The following is a 19,751-nucleotide window of genomic DNA, read 5'->3' on the forward strand; positions in this document are numbered from 1 at the left end:
TCGGCGGCGTCAGCGGCCGAGGAGCTTCTTGACCTTCGCGAGGTCGCCCTTCGAGACGAGGATGTCCTTGCTGAGGGCGCGGGCCTTCTGCGGGGTCTTCTCGTGGAACTTGTGGACGTGGCCGGCCTGCTGGCGCATGACCTTGCCGGACCCGGTGACGCGGAACCGCTTCTTGGCGCCGCTGTGCGTCTTGTTCTTCGGCATGGTGCCGGTCTCCTTGTGTCGGTGGTGCTGGTGTTCGGGGGCGTCGCCGCTCAGGCGCCGGCGCTGGGCCGAGGCGTCGGCGCCGGCCTCGGGGACGGGGTCGGGGTGGGGGACGGCGCGACGTCGGCGGCCGGGGCCGCCTCGACGGTCGGAGCCGTCTCGACGGTCGGAGCCGTCTCGGCGGTCGGGGCCGTCTCGACGGTCGGAGCCGTCTCGGCGGTCGGAACCGTCGGGGCCGTCTCGACGGTCGGGACCGCCTCATCCTCGGCGCCGGCCGCCACCTCGTGGTGGGCGGCTGCTGCGGAATCGTCGCGGCGGCGCCGCTGCTCGGCCATGGCCTGGGCCTTCTTCTTCGTCGGGGCGATGACCATGACCATGTTGCGGCCGTCCTGCTTCGGTGCCGACTCGACGGTGCCGAGCTCGACGATGTCCTCGGCGAGGCGCTGGAGCAGGCGGAATCCGAGCTCGGGGCGCGACTGCTCGCGGCCCCGGAACATGATCGTCACCTTGACCTTGTCGCCGCCCTTGAGGAAGCGCTCGACGTGGCCCTTCTTCGTGCCGTAGTCGTGCGGGTCGATCTTGGGGCGGAGCTTGATCTCCTTGATGACCGTGTTGACCTGGTTCTTGCGTGCTTCGCGTGCCTTCATGGCGGCTTCGTACTTGAACTTGCCGAAGTCCATGAGCTTGGCGACCGGCGGCTTCGCCATCGGTGCCACCTCGACGAGGTCGAGGTCGGCCTCGGCGGCGAGGCGCAGGGCGTCCTCGACGCGGACGATGCCGACCTGCTCGCCGTTCGGGCCGACCAACCGCACCTCGGGAACCCGGATGCGGTCGTTGATGCGTGGCTCGCTGATGTGCTTCTCCTTCGATCACGTCGCGTGACGCGCTGGCACGAGAAAGGCTCCCCGTGCCGGGTGCACGAGGAGCCTGGGTGTTCCGTCCGGACCGGACCGCCACGTGGGATGCCGTCGCCGTCGCCTCGCGGGCGGGGCACGACATGACGTCGCGGACCTGTTCGGGACCCGGCGACCTGGTGGTCGACGCGGGTGGAAGCCGGGCTTCTCTTGCACACCGCCCGTGAGGGCGGTCGGTCAGCGAGCAAGGCTACCAGCGTGACGGCATCCGCCGAAATCCGGCAGCAGGGCCTCCCGCGGTCAGCGGATCCGGAACGCCAGGCCGTCGATGCGCGCACGCAGCTCACCGTCGGCCGCGAGCCGCTCCCCGACGCGGGTGGCGACCGCCCGCACCTGTTCGGGTGCGAGGCCGGGACGCAGCTCCAGCACGACGCCGAGCACCCCCTCGCCGCGAGGGGTGCCCTCCTCGACCGCGGATGCCGTGACGTCCTCCTCCTCCCGGAGGGCGGCCGCGACGCTGCGCTCGACGAACGGGTCGGTGTGCGGCGGCTGCCAGGGGCGCTGCTGGGCCAGCGCCCAGACCATCGACGGCCGCAGGACGCGGGTGGCGGGGCCCGCGACGTCGACGACGATGACGTCGCACCCCTCGGAGACCGCGGCCTGGCCGGCGCGTGCGGGGGTCACCGGCACCGGGCGGGCGGCGGGGTCCCAGGCGGCGAGGGCGTCGGTGCCCGAGAAGACGGGCAGGGCGCGCTGGCCGTCCGGGGCGACGAGCGTCACCGCCGCGAGGTCGACCTGCTTGTCGACGACGTGGTCACCGCTCGGGTCGGTCTCGGTCGGCTCGGCCACGACGGGCACGACGAAGCGGGAGGCCTCGACGGCCGCCATGAGGCCGGTGTCGTCGCCGGGGGTGGCCAGTGCGGTGAGGAGAACCGGGTCGGCCGCCCCGGTGTCGCTCTCGAAGCCGCTCGGGGACAGGTCGCGCCCGGCCCACGGCACCTCGGCGGAGTCTGTCGGGCCGCGTCCCTCGGGCGACCCTGCGGGGGAAACCCCCTCCTCACCGGGCCACCCTTCCCCGGTGCGGTTCCGGTTGCTCGGGTCACCCGAGAAACCTGGGGCGGTCACGGCCGGCCCGCCACGTCGAGCGCCTCGGGCAGCGTGAACGCACCGCGGTAGAGGGCCGAGCCGATGATCGCCCCCTCGACGCCGGCGCCCACGAGCCCGCGGATCGCGACGACGTCGTCGAGCGTCGAGACCCCGCCCGAGGCGACGACCGGGCGGTCGGTGCGGGCGCACACGTCGCGCAGGAGGGCGAGGTTCGGGCCCTGGAGCATGCCGTCCTTGGCGACGTCGGTGACGACGTAGCGCGCACACCCCTCGGCGTCGAGGCGGGTCAGGGTCTCCCACAGGTCCCCGCCCTCGCGGGTCCAGCCCCGCGCGGCGAGGGTCGTCCCGCGGACGTCGAGCCCGACGGCGACCCGGTCGCCGTGCTCGGCGATCGCGCGCGCCGTCCACGCGGGGTCCTCGAGGGCGGCGGTGCCGAGGTTGACCCGGCGGCACCCGGTGGCCAGCGCCCGCTCGAGGGTGTCGCCGTCGCGGATGCCGCCGCTCATCTCGACCTTGATGTCGAGCGTGCGGACGATGGACGCGAGGAGCTCGGCGTTGGAACCGCGCCCGAAGGCGGCGTCGAGGTCGACGAGGTGGAGCCACTCCGCGCCCTGCTCCTGCCACGCGAGCGCCGCGTCGAGGGGGTCCCCGAACTCACCGCCGGTGCCGGCGACACCCTGGACGAGCTGGACGGCACGGCCCCCGGCGACGTCGACGGCGGGCAGGAGCTCCAGGCGGGGCTGCTCGGTCACGGTGTGCTCCACGGTCGTCGTCGCGTCGGGTGCTCAGGCGGCTGCCCTGGCGACCGTCTGGGCACCCACGCCGGTTCTGGTCGGGCACCAGTCTGCCTGCCTCGCCGGCGAGCCCACGCCCCGGCCCCCCCGGGGTCAGAGGGACCGGACCCAGTTGCGCAGGAGTGCCAGGCCCGCGTCGCCGCTCTTCTCGGGGTGGAACTGGGTGGCCGCCAGCGGTCCGTTCTCGACGGCAGCGACGAAGCGCTCGCCGTGGGTCGCCCACGTCACCCGTGGCTCGACGGCGGCGAAGGGGCCGTCGGGCGGGAGGAGGTCCCACGTGTGGGCGGCGTACGAGTGGACGAAGTAGAACCGCTCGTGCTCGACGCCGGCGAAGAGCACGGTGCGCTCGGGGGCCTCGACCGTCGACCAGCCCATGTGCGGCACGACCGGGGCGAGCAGTCGCGAGACGGTGCCCGGCCACTCCCCCACGCCCTCGACCGGCGCCTCGCTCGGCTCGGTGGAGCCCTCGAACATCACCTGCATCCCGACGCACACGCCGAGCACGGGCCGCCCGCCCGCGAGGCGCTGGTCGATGATCCGCGGCCCGTCGGCCGTGGCGAGGCCGGCCATGCAGGCGTGGAAGTTGCCGACGCCGGGGACGAAGAGCCCGTCGGCGGCGAGCGCGGCCTCGCGGTCGCCGGTCAGGGTGACGTCGGCCCCGACGTGCTCGAGGGCCCGCACGGCGCTGCGGATGTTGCCGCTGCCGTAGTCGAGGACGACGACGCCCGGGCTCATCGTCGGCCTCCCCCGTCGGGCCCGGGCCGCGGCCCGCCGGAGGTCTCGGCGCGGTGGGCGGCCTCCTCGGCCACGAGCCGGTCGAAGGCCACGACCGCACGCGTCGACGGCTCGACGTCGCTCGCCCCCTCGCAGTCACCCCGCACGAGCAGGTCGCGCCCGGGCAGGCCGAGCAGCCCGAGCACCGTGACGAGGAGGTCGACGGGCGTGCCCGTGCCGCTGCGCAGGACGTCGGCGAGCGCCTCCTCGCGCACCCGCCCCGACGCCCCGGCGGCGGCGAGGAGCATGGGCAGGCGCAGCGGGGTGAGCTGCGGCGTGGGCACGACGCCCCGCCGGGGCTCCCACACGAGCCAGTGCACGTGCGACCGGATGCCGTGCGGCTGCACCGTGAGCGCCGCGCGGCCGTGGATGTCGAAGAGCCCGATCGCCGGTCGGGCGCGCCGCGGTGCGGGGCGGGCGGCGAGGACCTCGAGCCCGACGTCGTGGGGTGCCGCACTGCGGGCCCGCTCCTCGGCGAGCGTGATGCCGGTCCACGTCCCGAGCGGGGCGACCGTCACCGGGACGAGCCCCCGCCGCAGCCACCGCGTCAGCGCGCCCGGCGGCCGGCGCACGAGGACGAGCCCGTGACCGGCTCCCGACCGCAGCTGCTCGGCCACGGGCTAGAGCGCACCCTTGGCGCTCGGGATCCCCTCGACGCGGGGGTCCCTGGCGACGGCCGCGCGCAGGGCACGGGCGAGCGCCTTGAACTGCGCCTCGACGACGTGGTGCGGGTCGCGGCCCGCGAGCACCCGCACGTGGAGCGCGAGCTGGGCGTGGAAGGCGAAGGACTCGAGGACGTGCCGGGTCAGCGACCCGACGTAGTGTCCGCCGATGACGACGTACTGCTGGCCCTCGGGCTCCCCCTCGTGGACGCAGTACGGGCGACCGGCGACGTCGACGACGGCCTGGACGAGGGCCTCGTCGAGCGGGACCGTCGCGTCGCCGAAGCGGGCGATGCCGCTCTTGTCGCCGAGGGCCTCGCGGACGGCCTGGCCGAGCACGATGGCGACGTCCTCGACGGTGTGGTGTGCGTCGACGTGGGTGTCGCCCTCGGCCCGGACCGTGAGGTCGATGAGGGAGTGCTTCGCGAGCGAGAGCAGCATGTGGTCGTAGAAGGGCACGCCCGTGCTGACCTCGCCGCGGCCGCTGCCGTCGAGGTCGACGCTCACCTCGACGGTGCTCTCGGAGGTGCCCCGGCGCACCGTGGCGGTGCGGGGGGCTGCGGCGCTGTTCACGGTGCTGCTCCTGTGCGGTGCGTGGGGACGAGGTCGGTGATGGCGTCGAGGAACCGGGTGGTCTCCTGCGGGGTGCCGGCCGTGACACGAAGATAGTGGGGGATGCCGACGTCGCGGACGAGGACGCCCCGCTCGAGCAGCGCCGACCACGTCCCGTGCGCGTCGGCGAGGCCACCGAAGAGCACGAAGTTGGCGTCGCTCGGCACGGGGTCGAGGCCGATCGCCGCGAGCCCCTCGACGAGCCGGTCGCGCTGCTCCTTGATGGCCCCGACGGTCTCGAGCATGAGGTCGGCGTGTCGCAGGGCCGCGAGGGCGACCGCCTGGGTCTGGGTGGAGAGGTGGTACGGCATCCGGACGAGTCGGAGGGCGTCGACGAGAGCCGGGTCGGCGGCGAGGTAGCCCACCCGACCGCCGGCGAGCGCGAACGCCTTGCTCATCGTGCGGGTCACGACGAGCCGTGGGCGGCCCGCCAGCAGCGTCAGCGCGCTCGGCGTGCCCGGCCGGGCGAACTCCGCATAGGCCTCGTCGACGACGACGAGCGCGGTCGGGGCGGCGTCGTGCACGGCCTCGACGACCGCGAGGTCGAGCGCCGTGCCCGTCGGGTTGTTCGGCGAGCAGAGGAAGACGACGTCGGGCCGGTGGTCGCGCACCTGCGCGACGGCGGATGCCGGGTCGAGGTCGAACGCTCCCGCGCCCGGCACCCCGCGCATCCCGTCGACCCACGTCGTGCCCGTCGTCGTCGTGATGATCGGGTGCATCGAGTACGCGGGGGTGAAGCCGAGGGCGGTGCGTCCCGGCCCCCCGAACGCCTGGAGGAGGTGGAGGAGCACCTCGTTCGAGCCGTTGCCGGCCCACACCTCGTCCGGCGTGACCATCGTGGCGCCCCGCGACAGGTAGCCGGCAAGGGCCTCGCGCAGCGCGGTGAACTCCCGGTCGGGGTAGCGGTTGAGCCCGGCGGCGGCGGCGGCCACCGCCTCGGTCATCGCGGACACGACGACGTCGGGCACCGCGTACGAGTTCTCGTTCGTGTTCAGGGCCACGGGCACGTCGAGCTGCGGCGCGCCGTAGGCGGTGCGTCCGCGCAGGTCCGGGCGCAGCATGGACTCGACGGCCGAGCGGGCGTCCATCCTCAGCCGAGCGGGTCGAGGTCGGGGTGCCGGGCCAGCACGGCCTCACCGTGGGCCGGGAGGTCCTCGGCGCGGGCGAGGGTGACGACGTGCCCGCCGACCTCGTGCAGCGCCTCCCGGGAGTAGGTGACGACGTGGATGCCGCGCAGGAAGCTCTGCACCGACAGCCCGCTGCTGTGGCACGCGCACCCGCCGGTGGGCAGGACGTGGTTGGACCCGGCGGCGTAGTCGCCGAGGCTCACCGGAGACCAGGTGCCGACGAAGACCGCGCCGGCATTGCGGACCCGGGAGGCGACGGCCGCGGCATCCCGGGTCAGGATCTCGAGGTGCTCGGCGGCGTACGCGTTGACGAGGTCGAGGCCGGCATCGAGGTCGTCGACGAGGACGATCGCCGACTGGGTGCCGGCGAGGGCGGTGCCCACCCGCTCGGCGTGCTTCGTCGCGGCGACCCGGCGCACGAGGGCCGCCTCGACGGCATCCGCGAGCTCGGTGGAGTCGGTGACGAGCACGGCGGCGGCCAGGGGGTCGTGCTCGGCCTGCGAGACGAGGTCGGAGGCGACGTGCTCGGCATCCGCGCTGTCGTCGGCGAGGACGGCGATCTCGGTGGGGCCGGCCTCGGCGTCGATACCGATGAGCCCCTTGAGGAGGCGCTTGGCGGCGGCGACGTAGACGTTGCCGGGACCGGTGACCAGGCTCACCGGGTCGCAGACGTCGGCACCGTCGTCGATCCCGTGGGCGAAGGCGGCGACGGCCTGGGCGCCGCCCATGGCCCACACCTCGTCGACGCCGAGGAGCGCGCACGCGGCGAGGATCGTCGGGTGCGGCCAGCCGCCGTGGTCGGCCTGCGGCGGGCTGGCGACGGCCAGGCTCGGGACGCCGGCGAGCTGCGCCGGGACGACGTTCATGACGACGCTGCTCGGGTAGACCGCGAGGCCGCCGGGCACGTAGAGGCCCACCCGGTCGACCGGGACCCACCGCTCGGTGACCGTTCCGCGGGACGTGACGTGGGTCGTCGTGTCGGTGCGGCGCTGGTCGGCGTGCACGAGCCGGGCCCGGCGGATCGACTCCTCGAGGGCGGCCCGCACGGCGGGGTCGAGGGCGTCGAGGGCCCCGGTGACGACGGTGGCCGGGACCCGCAGGCTCGGCGGGCGGATGCCGTCGAACCGCTCGGCGGCGTCGTAGAGGGCCGCGGCGCCCCGGGCGCGCACGTCGTCGACGATCGGGCGCACGGCATCCAGCGCGGCCTCGACGTCGAACTCGGCGCGCGGCAGGGCGGCCTTGAGCTCGCGGAGCGTGAGGTGCCGGCCCCGCAGGTCGAGCCGCCCGATGACGCGGGTCGTGGGCGCGGAGGGGCTGCCGGTGGTGCCGGTGGACATGCGCCAAGTCTAGGTTTCGACGCCCGCCGCACCGAACGGCGTCCACCGGCGGGTCAGGCGTCGTAGAACTCGACCTCGTGGGCGGCGCGGGCCCGGCGGGCCACCCGGCGGTAGCGCTCGGCGAGCTCCTGGCCCGAGCCGCCGGGCAGGCCGAGGATCCGGGCGATGCCGTCGGCGTCGCGGGGGTCGGTCGGCACGGAGTCCAGGGCCTTGGCCCGGAAGAGCACCCCGGCGTTGCGCATCGACGACGCGAGGCGCCAGGCCGCGGCGAGGTCGGCCGCGTGGCCGGCGTCGACGAGGCCGAGCCGCTCGGCCGCCGCGAGCGCCTCCATCGTCGAGGGCGTGCGCAGCTCGGGGTGCGCGTGGGCGTGCCGCAGCTGGACGAGCTGCACGACCCACTCGACGTCGGACAGCCCCCCGTGGCCGAGCTTGAAGTGCGTCTTGCGGTCGGCGCCGCGGGGCAGGCGCTCGGCCTCCATCCGGGCCTTGAGCGTGCGGATCTCGCGCACCTGGCCGGCATCGAGCCCGCCGGCGGGCCATCGCAGCGGCGCGACGAGCTCGAGGAACCGATCGGCGAGGCCGGCGTCGCCCGCCACGGGCGTCGCACGCAGCAGCGCCTGCGCCTCCCAGACGAGCGACCAGCGGGAGTAGTACTCGCGGTACGACCCGAGGGAGCGTACGAGGGGTCCGCTCTTGCCCTCGGGTCGCAGGGTGGCGTCGACGTCGAGGTTGGGGTCGGGGCCGCGCAGCCCCAACAGCCGGATGAGCTCCTTGACGACCTCGAGCGCCTGCGCCTGGGCCTCCCCCTCGTCGGCGCCCTCGAGCGGCTCGTGGACGAACAGCACGTCGGCGTCGGAGCCGTAGCCCTGCTCCCCCCCACCGAGGCGCCCCATCCCGACGACGAGCACCCGGGTGAGCGCCGGCCCGCCGGTGCGCTGCTCGAGGTCGCGCAGGCACACCTCGAGGGTCACCTCGAGGAGCGCGGCGGTGAGGTCGGTCATCGCGGCGCCGAGGGCGTCGAGGGTGAGCGCACCGGTGAGGTCCGCGACCGCGACCCGGAACAGCTCGGACCGGCGGATCGTGCGGGCGGCCAGCACCGCCGACTCGGCGTCATCCTTGCGCCCGGCCGCCGACCGCATCCGGCGCAGCACGTCCTCGCGCTCGCGCGGCTGGAGCCCGGAGGCGTCGCCGAGGAACTGGACGCACTCGGGCGCCTGCTCGAGCAGGTCCGCCGCGAACCGGCTGCGGGCGAGGGTGTGCGCGAGCCGCTCGGCGGCCGACCCCTCGTCACGCAGCAGCCGGAGGTACCAGTGCGTCGAGCCGAGCTCGTCGCTGATCCGGCGGAAGGCGAGCAGGCCGGCATCCGGGTCGGCCTCGTCGGCGAACCAGCCGAGCATGACGGGCAGGAGCTGGCGCTGGATCGCGGCTCGCCGGCTGATGCCCTCGGTGAGCGCCTCCAGGTGGCGCAGCGCGCCTCTGGGGTCGCGGAACCCCAACGCGGACAGGCGTTCCCGCGCGGCCTCGGGGGTGAGTCGCACGTCGGAGTCGGACAGCCTCGCCACGGCCGACAGCAGGGGGTGGTAGAAGATCCGCTCGTGGAGGCGGCGCACGTCGCGCTGCTGCGCCCGCCACTGGGTGACGACGGCCTCGGCCGGCGAGGAGCGGTGCCCGAGGGCGCGCCCGAGCCGGCGCAGGTCGCGGTCGGCCGTCGGCATGAGGTGGGTTCGGCGCAGCCGGAAGAGCTGGATACGGTGCTCGAGGGTACGGAGCAGCCGGTATGCCGTCGCGAGCGTCGCGGCGTCCTCGCGCCCGACGTAGCCGCCGGCGGACAGGGCCGCGAGGCCGTCGAGCGTCGTGCCGGTGCGCAGCGTCTCGTCGGCGCGCCCGTGCACGAGCTGGAGCAGCTGCACCGAGAACTCGACGTCGCGCAACCCCCCGGCCCCGAGCTTGAGCTGGCGGCCGGCCTCGGCGGAGGGGATGTGCTGCTCGACCCGACGGCGCATCGCCTGGACGTCGTCGACGAAGTTCTCGCGGGTCGACGCCTGCCAGACCATCGGCTGCACCGCCTCGCAGTAGGCGCGACCGACCTCGGTGTCCCCGGCGACGGGGCGCGCCTTGAGCAGCGCCTGGAACTCCCACGTCTTGGCCCACCGCTCGTAGTAGGACAGGTGGCTCGCGACGGTGCGCACGAGGGGGCCGTTCTTGCCCTCCGGGCGCAGGGCGGGGTCGACCTGCCAGAGCGCACCGGTGGCCGTCGACGCGGAGCAGATCCGCATGAGGCGGGTCGCGAGGTCGGTCGCGACGGCGGTCGACTCGGCCTCGTCGACCCCGTCCGCGGGCTCCGCGACGAAGATGACGTCGACGTCGGAGATGTAGTTGAGCTCGCGTCCCCCCGTCTTGCCCATCGCGACGACCGCGAGCCGGGTGCGCCCGGCATCCGGGCCGACCTCGGACCGGGCGATGGCCAGGGCCGCCTCGAGCGCGGCCTGCGCGAGGTCGGCGAGCGCGGCCGCGGTGTCGGGCAGGGTGGCGAGCGGGTCGGGCGAGGTGAGGTCGAGAGCGGCGATGCCGAGCAGCTGCTCGCGGTAGGCGGTGCGGAGCACGTCGACCGCCGTGGCGTCCGGCAGGCCGCTCACGGCGTCGACGAGCCGCCGGACCCGCTCGTCGACGGTGAGCGGCTCGGCCCGCGTCACCGCCGTCCAGTGGTGCGGGTGGGCGCACAGGTGGTCGCCGAGGGCTGCCGAGCTGCCGAGCACCGCGAGGAGGAGGTCCCGGGGACGCCCGGGCGAGGCGAGCGCCTCGGTGACCGGGCCGAGCAGCCCGGGGTCGCGGCCGGCCGACTCCATGAACCGGACGAGCCCGAGAAGGGCGCCGTCGGGGTCCGGGACCGAGGCGAGCGCCTCGGCGAGCCCCTGGTCCTCGATGTGCTCGCGCGAGCGGATGAGGTCGGCGACGGCGGGCTCCTGCAGGAGGACGTACGCGCGCGCCGGGTCGTCGAACCCCAGCCGCGCGATGGCGACGGGGATCGAGCCGGGACCGCGAGCGTTCACGGGCTCGTCAGAGGCGCAGGAGGTAGCGGTCGAGCTCGAAGGCGCTCACCTGGTTGCGGTAGTCGTTCCACTCGGCCCGCTTGTTGCGCAGGAAGAACTCGAAGGTGTGCTCCCCGAGGGTCTCCGCGACGAGCTCGCTGCCCTCCATGACCGTGATCGCGTCGCTGAGGCTCGCCGGGAGCGGCTTGATGCCCATCGCCCGGCGCTCGGCGTCGGTGAGGCTCCACACGTCGTCCTCGGTCTCGGGCGGCAGCTCGTAGCCCTCCTCGATGCCCTTGAGCCCCGCGGACAGGAGCACCGCGAAGGCGAGGTAGGGGTTGCACGCCGAGTCGATGCTGCGCACCTCGACCCGGGTGCTGTTGCCCTTGCTCGGCTTGTACATCGGCACCCGCACGAGGGCGGAGCGGTTGTTGTGCCCCCACGTGAGGTGTGCCGGTGCCTCTCCCCCGCCCCACAGCCGCTTGTACGAGTTGACCCACTGGTTGGTGACCGCGGTGATCTCGGCCCCGTGCCGCAGCAGCCCGGCGATGAACTGCCGGCCGGTCCGCGAGAGCTGGTAGGGGGCGCCGGGCTCGTGGAAGGCGTTGGTGTCGCCCTCGAAGAGGGACAGGTGGGTGTGCATCCCCGACCCGGGGTGCTCGGCGAACGGCTTGGGCATGAACGACGCGACGATGCCCTGCTCGAGGGCGACCTCCTTGATGACCGCGCGGAAGGTCATGATGTTGTCGGCCGTCGACAGGGCGTCGGCGTAGCGCAGGTCGATCTCGTTCTGCCCCGGGGCGCCCTCGTGGTGGCTGAACTCCACCGAGATCCCCATCGTCTCGAGCATCGAGATCGCCGCCCGGCGGAAGTCGTGGCTGTTGCCGTGGGCCACGTGGTCGAAGTACCCGGACTGGTCGATCGGCTCGGGGCGGCGTCCGGGCTCCCACCCCTGCTTGAGGAGGAAGAACTCGATCTCGGGGTGGGTGTAGAAGGTGAACCCCTGGTCGGAGGCCTTCGTGAGCGCCCGCTGGAGCACGTGCCGGGGGTCGGCCATGCTCGGCGTGCCGTCGGGGAGGGTGAGGTCGCAGAACATCCGCGCCGTGCCCGGGCTCTCCCCCCGCCAGGGCAGCACCTGGAAGGTGCTCGGGTCGGGCTTGGCGAGCATGTCGGCCTCGTAGACCCGCGCGAACCCCTCGATGACCGAGCCGTCGAAGCCGATCCCCTCGGCGAAGGCGCCCTCGAGCTCGGCGGGGGCGATGGCCACGGACTTCAGGGTGCCGAGCACGTCGGTGAACCAGAGCCGGACGAACCGGATGTCGCGCTCTTCGATGGTGCGGAGGACGAACTCCTGCTGACGGTCCATGGGTCGAATCCTGCCGCACCGGTGTGTCGTGCGGGTACATCCGCCGTGCCCGCAGGCGTGGGGTGAGACGCCGGGCACGGCGGAGGGGCCCCGGCGCGTGCCGGGACCCCTCCTGGTGGTGCGGTGCGTCAGCTCGTCAGCGCTGTGCCGAGTTGTCCACCGCGACCCGGATCGACCCGTCGTCACCGGCGCCGGTCACCGTTGCGGTGACACCGACCCCCGCGACCTCGACGGAGTTCTGCGGGGCGTCCTCGTCCCAGTAGGCCAGCGGGTCGCTGTCGTCGAAGGACGGGATCGCGTCGCGTGCGCCGTCGGCGTCGTTGCAGGCGGCGACGGTGTCGGTGACCGTCTTCCCCTTGACCTTCGTGGCCACCTGCTTGTGGAGGCAGACCTCGCGCAGGGCGTCGAGCCCGAAGACGGCGTCGAACGGCTCGCGGCGGTTGCTCGGGCTCGTGCCGTCCGGGTAGGTCAGGGTGTCCGGCCGGGCGTCGACGGGCAGGGCGTAGCCCGACCGCGGGTGCTCACTGACGTTGTTGTCGGTGTAGCCCTGGTCGACGAGCCAGACGAGCATGCCCGGCTGGTACGAGAAGAACTCGACCCAGTCGGGGCGGGTGTAGGCCTCGCTGAACTGGTAGGGCCCGGACTCGAGGGTCTCGTCGAAGCCGACGTACTGCCGGTTCTCGATGAGGTAGTAGCGCTCGGCGTTCGTGACCTCGGTGCCGGTCGACACCTTCCAGCCGTCGGCGGTCCACACCGAGTCACCGCCCTCCGCGCCCTCGGTGTCGAGCACCGTGCGGCCGACCTTGGTCACGATGGAGTCGAGGAAGGCCCCGGCCTCGTTGACACCGCCGTCGGTGGCGTAGCGGAAGCGGAAGAGCACGTCGCCCTCCACGCCCGGCTTGAAGGACCATCGCTTGCCGGCCCACCTCGTGCCGGAGCCCGTGACCGGGCGGCCGACCTGGGTCCAGTTGGCCCCACCGTTCGTCGAGTACTCGGCGTAGAGGTAGTCGTACCCGGCCTCGATGTCGTACCAGAGGTCGGCGGTGACGAGCACCGAGTCACCGGCGCCGACGGGGACGGTGCGCGTCAGCGTCGTGTTGAGCCCATCGCCACGACCTGACCACCACGAGCGGTCACCCGCGGCGGGCGTCGTGTACACGTCGGTGCGCGTCGAGTTGGGGAGGTTGACCTTGACGGCCTGGTGCTGACCGTCGACGGTCCGCTCGGAGGGGCTGAGCGTGAACTCGCCCGACTTGCCGGCCTCGACCTCGACGTGGTCGAGCCAGCCGAGGAACAGCTTCTCCTCGGGGCCGAGGCCACCGGGCGTCGTGCCGATGCCGTCCCCGGCCGCCGCACCGTGCCCGAGCCACGACCCGGACGACATGAGCGTCCAGAAGGCGCTGCCGTTCTCGCCGCCGGCCGTGTCGTAGAAGTCGGGCAGGTCGAGGTCATGGCCGAACTCGTGGGCGAAGACGCCGAGGCCGCCGTTCTCCGGCTCGACGGTGTAGTCGCCGATCCAGATGCCGGAGTCACCGATCTGGGTCCCGCCGTAGAGGTTGTCGACGGTCTTGCCGTCCTGCGTCACCGTCGGGCCAGTGGTGCCGTAGTCGGTGGAGTTGACGTACCAGCGGTGCGACCAGATCGCGTCCTCGCCGCCGCCGGCCTCCTCGCCCTCGCCGGCGTGGACGGCCTGGAAGTGGTCGACGTAGCCGTCGGGCTCGTTGAACTTGCCGTCCTCGTCGAAGTCGTAGCGGTCCCACGTGTCCTGCTTCGCGAGGAAGTCCTTGACCTCGTCCTCGCTCTTGCCGCTGACCGCTTCCGCGTACCAGGCGTCCGCCGCGTCCGCGATGAAGGCCCACGATCCCCCGGCGTCCTCGACGGCGTTGTCGCCGTAGCTCGAGGCGTTGCCGGGCACCGTCACCCAGTCGGTCACGGCGTTCAGGGCGGTGTACTTCCCCCCGGACTGCGCGAGGTAGTAGTTCTTGAACGACTCGCCGTCGCCGTTGAACAGCTCCTCGTAGTGCGCCGTGCTGAAGTCCTCGACCCAGTAGGTGGAGTTGTCGACGGTGCGGTCGGGCTCAGGGATCGCGTTGTGCACCGGCCCCGGAGTCGTGCCGAACCGCCCCGACCCCTCGGTCCCGAACTCGGCGAGGATCGTGAAGACGCTGTCGGTGGTCGTCGCGTCGTCCGCCGCCGTCGGGAAGTACACCGACTCGGTCTCCCCCTCGGCGTTGGTCATCGTGACGGTCGAGCCGCCACCCTTCTGGGGCACGAGCTCGGCCTTGCCGTTGCGCAGCAGGGCGAGTGCCTTGGCGCGCTTCTGGGCCTGCTCGGCGGTCTTGGGTCCCGGGCGGTTGTCGGGACGCGGGGTGGCCTGCGACGCGCTCGGGCTCCCCTCGGACTGCTGTGCTTGCGCCGGTGCCGTGACGGCAAGGGCGCACGCCACCGCTGCGGCGCCGGTCAGGGCCGCGATGGTGCGTGGTCTCACTGGTCCTCCAGTTGCAGATGTCCGGCCCCGGTTCGGGGCCCGGGACAGGAAACCACGGACTGCGGCCCGAACCCCCGGTCCGCCACGCGGGGATTCTGCGCGGCTTTCCGGTCCGCACCGCCCGGCCGCTCGCCGAGCGGCGACGGGGCGTCCTGCGCACGGCATACGATCGGCCCATGACCGAGTCGTCGCCGACCACCCCCGAGGCCCCCGCCCCCGAGGGCACGGCGCCCTACGGCACCGGCGCCCAGGCCGCGCCCCAGCGGCGGGTGCGCATCCCGCACCTCATGCAGATGAAGGAGCGCGGCGAGAGGTGGGCGATGCTCACGGCATACGACATGTACACGGCCGAGATCTTCGACGAGGCCGGCATCCCGGTGCTCCTCGTCGGCGACAGCGCCGGCAACAACGTCTACGGGTTCGAGACGACCGTCCCCGTCACGGTCGACCACCTCGTGCCCCTGACCCGGGCCGTGACGAGCGCGGCGAAGCGGGCCATGGTCGTCGCCGACCTGCCGTTCGGCTCCTACCAGGCCAGCCCCCAGCAGGCCCTCGCGACGGCCACCCGGTTCATGAAGGAAGGGCTGGCGCACGCCGTCAAGCTCGAGGGCGGCGCACCCATGGTGCCGGAGGTCGAGCTGCTCGTGCGGGCCGGCATCCCCGTCATGGGGCACATCGGCTTCACGCCGCAGAGCGAGCACGTGCTCGGCGGCTACAAGGTGCAGGGCCGAGGCGCCGGCGCCGACCGGCTCATGGAGGACGCCCTCGCCCTCGAGGCCGCGGGCTGCTTCGCGATCGTCATGGAGATGGTGCCGGCGCCGGTCGCGGCCGGGGTCACCGAGGCGCTGCGCATCCCGACGATCGGCATCGGGGCCGGCCCGCACTGCGACGCCCAGGTGCTCGTGTGGCAGGACATGGCCGGCCTGCGCGGTGGACGGGCGCCACGCTTCGTCAAGAAGTACGCCGACCTGCGCACCGCGCTGCGCGACGCCGCCACCGCCTACGCCGTCGACGTCGCCGGCGGCTCGTTCCCGGCCCCCGAGCACTCCTTCGAGTCCTGACACGGCCCCGGCCGGAGAGCGTCGAACGAACATGTGGCCCATGGACACCCCCAACGCCCCGTCGCCGACGCGCTGGTCCGCGCTGCAGAGCGGCCCCGAGGCGGCCCACGCCTACCGCAAGCGCTTCCTCGACCTCGAGGCCTCGGGTGAGGACGTCCACGGCGAGGCCCGCTTCGTCACCCGGCTCACCCCACCGCCGTCCCGCGTGCTCGACGCCGGTTGCGGGTTCGGGCGGGTCGCCAGCGAGCTGACCCGCTTGGGGCACACCGCGATCGGCGTCGACGCGGACGAGCACCTCATCGAGCTCGCCCGCGAGGACCCGGACACCCGTTTCTTCGTCGCCGACCTGTCGACGCTCGCCCTGCGTACCGAGCAGGAGTTCCACTGCATCCTCATGGCCGGCAACGTCGTGCCGTACCTCGCCGACGGCACCCTGCCCGCTGTCCTGGACCGCCTCGCCGCCCACCTCGCGCCCGGTGGCTACCTGGTCGCGGGGTTCGGCCTCACCCCGGGCGCGCTGCCCGCGGAGGCAGCCGTCGTCGACCTGCGGATGTACGACCGGCTCGCCGAGGCCGCCGGGCTGTCGTTCATCGCGCGCTACGCGACGTGGGACAAGGGGCCGTTCGTGCCGGGTGCGACGTATGCCGTGTCGGTGCACCGCCGCACCGGCGGCTGATCCCGCTGGCCTCGGGCCGCGCACGCGGAGCGGGGGACCCGCTGGACCTCAGTCCTCCTGGCTCTCGGGGTCCCAGCTGCTGCCCTCGTCCCACTCCTTGTCCTCGCGGTCCCACCGCTCGGTGTTCTCCCGGGCGTGCTGGAGGGCGCTCGCCGCGGCCTCGTGGCTGTCGTAGGGACCCATGACGGTGGCGTCCTGGCTGCGGGTCTCGTCGGTCTCGACCTGGCCGGTCTCGACGTTGAACCAGTAGGGCATCGGTGTCCTCCTCGGTCGCGGCGGGGTGCCTAGACTCCACCGTATGCCGTTGACGTACGCATCCGTCGCTCCCGGTGCGGTCTCCCCCCGACGCCCCGTGCCGCCGTCCATCGCGCAGCCCGAGTACGTCGACCGTCCCACCCCGGAGCGCTACACCGGGCCCGAGGTCAAGGACGCCGAGACGATCGAGCGGATGCGGGTCGCCGGCCGCATCGCCGCCGACGCCATGGCCGCCGCGGCCGCCGTCATCGCGCCGGGGGTCACGACCGACGAGGTCGACCGGGTCGGCCACGAGTACCTCCTCGACCACGGCGCCTACCCCTCGACCCTCGGGTACAAGGGCTTCCCCAAGTCGCTGTGCACGTCGGTCAACGAGGTGGTCTGCCACGGCATCCCGGACAGCCGGCCGCTGGAGGACGGCGACATCGTCAACATCGACATCACCGCCTACATCGGCGGGGTCCACGGCGACACCGACGCGACGTTCCTCGTCGGCGACGTCGACGAGGAGTCCCGGCTGCTCGTCGAGCGCACCCACGAGGCGATGATGCGCGGCATCCGGGCCGCGGTGCCCGGGCGCGAGGTCAACGTCATCGGCCGGGTCATCGAGTCCTACGCGCGCCGGTTCGGCTACGGCGTCGTGCGGGACTTCACCGGGCACGGCATCGGCGCGGCGTTCCACAGCGGCCTCGTCATCCCCCACTACGACGCGGCCCCGGCGTACTCCACCGTCATCGAGGCCGGGATGACCTTCACCGTCGAACCGATGCTCAACCTCGGCACGCACGAGTGGGAGATGTGGGACGACGGGTGGACTGTCGTGACGAAGGACCGCCGACGGTCGGCACAGTTCGAGCACACGATCCTCGTGACCGACGACGGTCCGCAGATCCTCACCCAGGGAGACGCAGCATGAGCACAGGTAGGCCCCTCGGCATCGACGTCGGCGGCAGCGGCATCAAGGGCGCGCCCGTCGACCTCGACGCGGGCCGGTTCGCCCAGGAGCGGTTCAAGATCGAGACCCCTGAGGTGTCGACCCCCGAGGCGGTGTGCGACGTCATCGCCGAGATCGTCGACCGGTTCGACGACGTCCACGACGGCTCGCCGATCGGCGTGACGATCCCGGGGGTCGTGCAGCACGGCGTCGTGAAGACCGCGGCGAACATCCACCGGTCGTGGATCGACTGCGAGATCGAGAAGCTGCTCGAGGACCGCCTGCAGCACGACGTCGTCGTCGTCAACGACGCCGACGCCGCCGGGGTCGGTGAGCTGTACTACGGTGCGGCGCAGGGGCAGGACGGGCTCGTCATCATGACGACCCTCGGCACCGGCATCGGCACCGCGGTCATCAACCGGGGCGTGCTCGTGCCCAACTCCGAGCTCGGCCACCTCGAGATCGACGGCGTCGACGCCGAGACCGTGACCGCCAGCTCGGCCAAGACCCGCGAGGGCCTGAGCTACGAGGAGTGGGCCCCACGCCTGCAGCGCTACTACCGCCACCTCGAGGACCTCATGTGGCCCGACCTGCTCGTCGTCGGAGGGGGCATCTCGCGCAAGGCCGACAAGTTCCTCCCGCTGCTCGACCTGCGCACCCCGATCATCCCGGCCGTGCTCGAGAACTCCGCCGGGATCATCGGCGCCGCGGTGCTGGCGACGCGGACCCAGCAGGAGCGCGGTCGGCACCTGGACTGACCTGGCCGCCGTCGCCTCAGTCCCCCGCGCGGAACTCCACGGGGCCGGCGCCGGCGAGGTCGTGGATGCGGGTGCTCGCGGACCCGAGCCGCTCGGCCTGGCCCAGGTAGAGGTCGCGACCGCGGCGCTGGAGCAGTCCGTCGTGCACCGGGACGGCGTGCGGCGCGCCGAGCCGGCGCAGGAACGCCGTCATCTCCCGGCTGCGCTGCCACGGCGCCTGGAGCGGGAAGGCGAGCACGTCGACCGCGCCGGGCTCGGCGTCGAGGGCGTCGCCCGGGTGGAAGAAGGACGGCTCGCCGGCGGCATCGAGGCGAACGCCGACGTTCGTGATCCGCGGGAGCTCGTCGTGGATGAGCGCGTGCTGGTCCCCGACCGGGGTCACCGTGACGGCCCCGACCGTCGTCGCCGCTCCCCCGTGCTCGCGCGCCTCGACCCCGAGGCCGGCGAGCACCTCGACGCTCATGGGGTCGCACAGCACGAGCGCGTCGGGGTTGGCGCCGAGCAGCCCCGGGAGCCGCTCGGGGTCGAGGTGGTCGGGGTGCTGGTGGGTGACGAGCACCGCGTCGAGGTCGCGCAGCGACCCGAAGTCGTCGGCGAAGGTGCCCGGGTCGACGAGGACGCGGGTGTCCGCCATCTCGACGAGGAGGCAGGCGTGTCCGAGGTGGGTGATCCGCATGACCCCACGGTATGCCGGGTCGCGTCGCCTCGGGGGTCAGCCGACCGCCGGCTCCCTGCGGCCGCCTGTCCCCCCCGGTCCGCTCGCCCCCGGTCCGCTCGCCCCTGCACCCGCTCGAACGGCGGGGGCGATCGCGTCGACGACGTCGGCCGCGGCCCGCAGGTCGGCCGGCAGCACGGCGGTGCGTGGCGGCGGGGCGGGCAGGCCGAGGGCCCCCTCCCCCGCGAGGAGGACCGGGACGCGCCCGCCGAGCCGGCTCAGCGACGGCATCCGCGACTCGAAGGCCGAGCGCCGCACGCCGGCGATGACGCACGCGTCCGCGGAGAGGACGCGCACCGCCTCGGCGATGGCGGTCATGGGGGTGTTGGCGCCGAGGCTGACGACGCGCCACCGGCGGGCGCGCAGCATCGCCCCGAAGAGCTCGAGGGGCAGGTCGTGCAGCTCTCGGGGCGGGCAGGCGAGCACGACGGTGCGTGCCTCCTCCCCCTCCACCGGCACCCGGAGCTCGCCGAGCACCCCGCGGAACGTGCTCGACACGAAGTGCTCGTGCAGCACCCCCAGCTCGCCGCGCTCCCAGCTGTCGCCGACGTCGCGCAGGACGGGCATGACCACCTCGGCGACGGTGTCGTCGACCCCGTGGACGAGCAGGGACTGGAGGAGGACGTCGCGCACCGTCGCGCCGTCGAGGTCGCGGACCGCCGCCATGACCCTGCGCCGCGCGATGTCGTGCCCCTGGGCCATGGGCGTCCGCTCCGAGCCCCTGTCGACCACGGGACGACGCTACGTCACGGCGGGCCGTTCCGCCCCGGGATGGATGCCCCGAGGGGTGCGTGGTCGCTGTGATCCGGCAGACAGCGACGCGGTGCGGTGGCCGTGAGGCGAAAGACTGGGCGTGGAGCCACTCGGCTCTGGGTGGTCCTTGCGCTCGTCGTGTCCAGTCGGACGCCCTGCGCGCCGCGCTCGTCCCCGACATGCCGGCTGGGACGAGCTCGTCGGCGCCTTCCTCACAGCTGGGTGAGGGGACGAGCCGGGACCCT

19 protein-coding genes are annotated in these 19,751 nt (G+C 73.6%); 4 read left to right on the forward strand and 15 right to left on the reverse strand.

The genetic code is table 11. The features are described 5' to 3' along the window. Positions 1 to 9: 9 nt before the first annotated feature. The 12 genes from rpmI to ABD899_RS07250 form a co-directional block, all read right to left on the reverse strand. Entirely contained in the window at positions 10 to 204 is a 195-nt protein-coding gene (gene rpmI, locus ABD899_RS07195; protein ID WP_345204067.1) for a 50S ribosomal protein L35, read from the reverse strand. 50 nt (positions 205 to 254) lie between these two features. Further along, positions 255 to 1,016, reverse strand: a complete 762-nt coding sequence (gene infC, locus ABD899_RS07200) for a translation initiation factor IF-3 (RefSeq protein ID WP_425474948.1) — start codon at positions 1,014 to 1,016, stop codon at positions 255 to 257. A gap of 342 nt (positions 1,017 to 1,358) precedes the next feature. Next, positions 1,359 to 2,057 carry an SseB family protein gene (locus tag ABD899_RS07205; RefSeq protein ID WP_345204070.1) on the reverse strand — a complete coding sequence of 233 codons (699 nt, stop codon included), beginning with the start codon at positions 2,055 to 2,057 and terminating at the stop codon, positions 1,359 to 1,361. Positions 2,058 to 2,179: 122 nt separating this feature from the next. After that, positions 2,180 to 2,917 carry a bifunctional 1-(5-phosphoribosyl)-5-((5-phosphoribosylamino)methylideneamino)imidazole-4-carboxamide isomerase/phosphoribosylanthranilate isomerase PriA gene (gene priA, locus ABD899_RS07210; protein WP_345204072.1) on the reverse strand — a complete coding sequence of 246 codons (738 nt, stop codon included), beginning with the start codon at positions 2,915 to 2,917 and terminating at the stop codon, positions 2,180 to 2,182. 135 nt (positions 2,918 to 3,052) lie between these two features. Continuing rightward, complete coding sequence (hisH, locus tag ABD899_RS07215) at positions 3,053 to 3,694, reverse strand: imidazole glycerol phosphate synthase subunit HisH (protein WP_345204074.1); 642 nt, start codon at positions 3,692 to 3,694, stop codon at positions 3,053 to 3,055. After that, positions 3,691 to 4,350, reverse strand: a complete 660-nt coding sequence (locus ABD899_RS07220; RefSeq protein WP_345204077.1) for a hypothetical protein — start codon at positions 4,348 to 4,350, stop codon at positions 3,691 to 3,693. Before ABD899_RS07220 ends, hisH begins: the two co-directional genes overlap by 4 nt. A 3-nt stretch (positions 4,351 to 4,353) precedes the next feature. Further along, positions 4,354 to 4,968 (reverse strand): imidazoleglycerol-phosphate dehydratase HisB, encoded by a 615-nt coding sequence (hisB, locus tag ABD899_RS07225; RefSeq protein ID WP_345204080.1) that lies wholly within the window; start codon positions 4,966 to 4,968, stop codon positions 4,354 to 4,356. Continuing rightward, the gene (locus ABD899_RS07230) at positions 4,965 to 6,095 is read right to left on the reverse strand and encodes a histidinol-phosphate transaminase (RefSeq protein WP_345204082.1); all 1,131 of its coding nucleotides are present in this window, start codon (positions 6,093 to 6,095) and stop codon (positions 4,965 to 4,967) included. The genes hisB and ABD899_RS07230 overlap by 4 nt, the downstream gene beginning before the upstream one ends. Positions 6,096 to 6,097: 2 nt before the next feature. Beyond that, positions 6,098 to 7,471, reverse strand: a complete 1,374-nt coding sequence (gene hisD / locus ABD899_RS07235; protein WP_345204085.1) for a histidinol dehydrogenase — start codon at positions 7,469 to 7,471, stop codon at positions 6,098 to 6,100. 53 nt (positions 7,472 to 7,524) lie between these two features. Next, positions 7,525 to 10,521, reverse strand: coding sequence for a bifunctional [glutamine synthetase] adenylyltransferase/[glutamine synthetase]-adenylyl-L-tyrosine phosphorylase (locus ABD899_RS07240; protein ID WP_345204087.1), 2,997 nt, complete (start codon positions 10,519 to 10,521; stop codon positions 7,525 to 7,527). A 7-nt stretch (positions 10,522 to 10,528) separates the two neighbouring features. Further along, a complete protein-coding gene (gene glnA / locus ABD899_RS07245; protein ID WP_345204090.1) occupies positions 10,529 to 11,866 on the reverse strand; it encodes a type I glutamate--ammonia ligase in 1,338 nt (445 codons plus the stop codon). Positions 11,867 to 12,002: 136 nt separating this feature from the next. Next, complete coding sequence (locus tag ABD899_RS07250; protein ID WP_345204093.1) at positions 12,003 to 14,354, reverse strand: immune inhibitor A domain-containing protein; 2,352 nt, start codon at positions 14,352 to 14,354, stop codon at positions 12,003 to 12,005. A 176-nt stretch (positions 14,355 to 14,530) separates the two neighbouring features. Here ABD899_RS07250 and panB point away from each other — a divergent pair, with 176 nt between their 5' ends. Beyond that, positions 14,531 to 15,415, forward strand: coding sequence for a 3-methyl-2-oxobutanoate hydroxymethyltransferase (panB, locus tag ABD899_RS07255; RefSeq protein WP_345204095.1), 885 nt, complete (start codon positions 14,531 to 14,533; stop codon positions 15,413 to 15,415). 40 nt (positions 15,416 to 15,455) lie between these two features. Further along, complete coding sequence (locus tag ABD899_RS07260) at positions 15,456 to 16,091, forward strand: class I SAM-dependent methyltransferase (RefSeq protein WP_345204097.1); 636 nt, start codon at positions 15,456 to 15,458, stop codon at positions 16,089 to 16,091. A gap of 48 nt (positions 16,092 to 16,139) precedes the next feature. On the opposite strand, the gene ABD899_RS07265 is transcribed toward ABD899_RS07260, so the two are convergent. After that, entirely contained in the window at positions 16,140 to 16,346 is a 207-nt protein-coding gene (locus ABD899_RS07265; RefSeq protein WP_345204100.1) for a methionine aminopeptidase, read from the reverse strand. 43 nt (positions 16,347 to 16,389) lie between these two features. Here ABD899_RS07265 and map point away from each other — a divergent pair, with 43 nt between their 5' ends. Together map and ppgK are read left to right on the forward strand one after the other, a co-directional pair. Next, on the forward strand, positions 16,390 to 17,262 hold the full coding sequence (gene map, locus ABD899_RS07270; RefSeq protein ID WP_345204102.1) for a type I methionyl aminopeptidase: 873 nt from the start codon (positions 16,390 to 16,392) through the stop codon (positions 17,260 to 17,262). Then, positions 17,259 to 18,038, forward strand: a complete 780-nt coding sequence (gene ppgK / locus ABD899_RS07275; protein ID WP_345204105.1) for a polyphosphate--glucose phosphotransferase — start codon at positions 17,259 to 17,261, stop codon at positions 18,036 to 18,038. The genes map and ppgK overlap by 4 nt, the downstream gene beginning before the upstream one ends. A gap of 16 nt (positions 18,039 to 18,054) precedes the next feature. On the opposite strand, the gene ABD899_RS07280 is transcribed toward ppgK, so the two are convergent. Beyond that, a complete protein-coding gene (locus tag ABD899_RS07280; RefSeq protein WP_345204107.1) occupies positions 18,055 to 18,714 on the reverse strand; it encodes an MBL fold metallo-hydrolase in 660 nt (219 codons plus the stop codon). A 36-nt stretch (positions 18,715 to 18,750) separates the two neighbouring features. Continuing rightward, on the reverse strand, positions 18,751 to 19,485 hold the full coding sequence (locus ABD899_RS07285; RefSeq protein ID WP_345204109.1) for a cobalamin B12-binding domain-containing protein: 735 nt from the start codon (positions 19,483 to 19,485) through the stop codon (positions 18,751 to 18,753). Between the last annotated feature and the right edge of the window lie 266 nt (positions 19,486 to 19,751).

Source organism: Fodinibacter luteus (assembly GCF_039541575.1).
GTDB lineage: Bacteria > Actinomycetota > Actinomycetes > Actinomycetales > Dermatophilaceae > Fodinibacter > Fodinibacter luteus.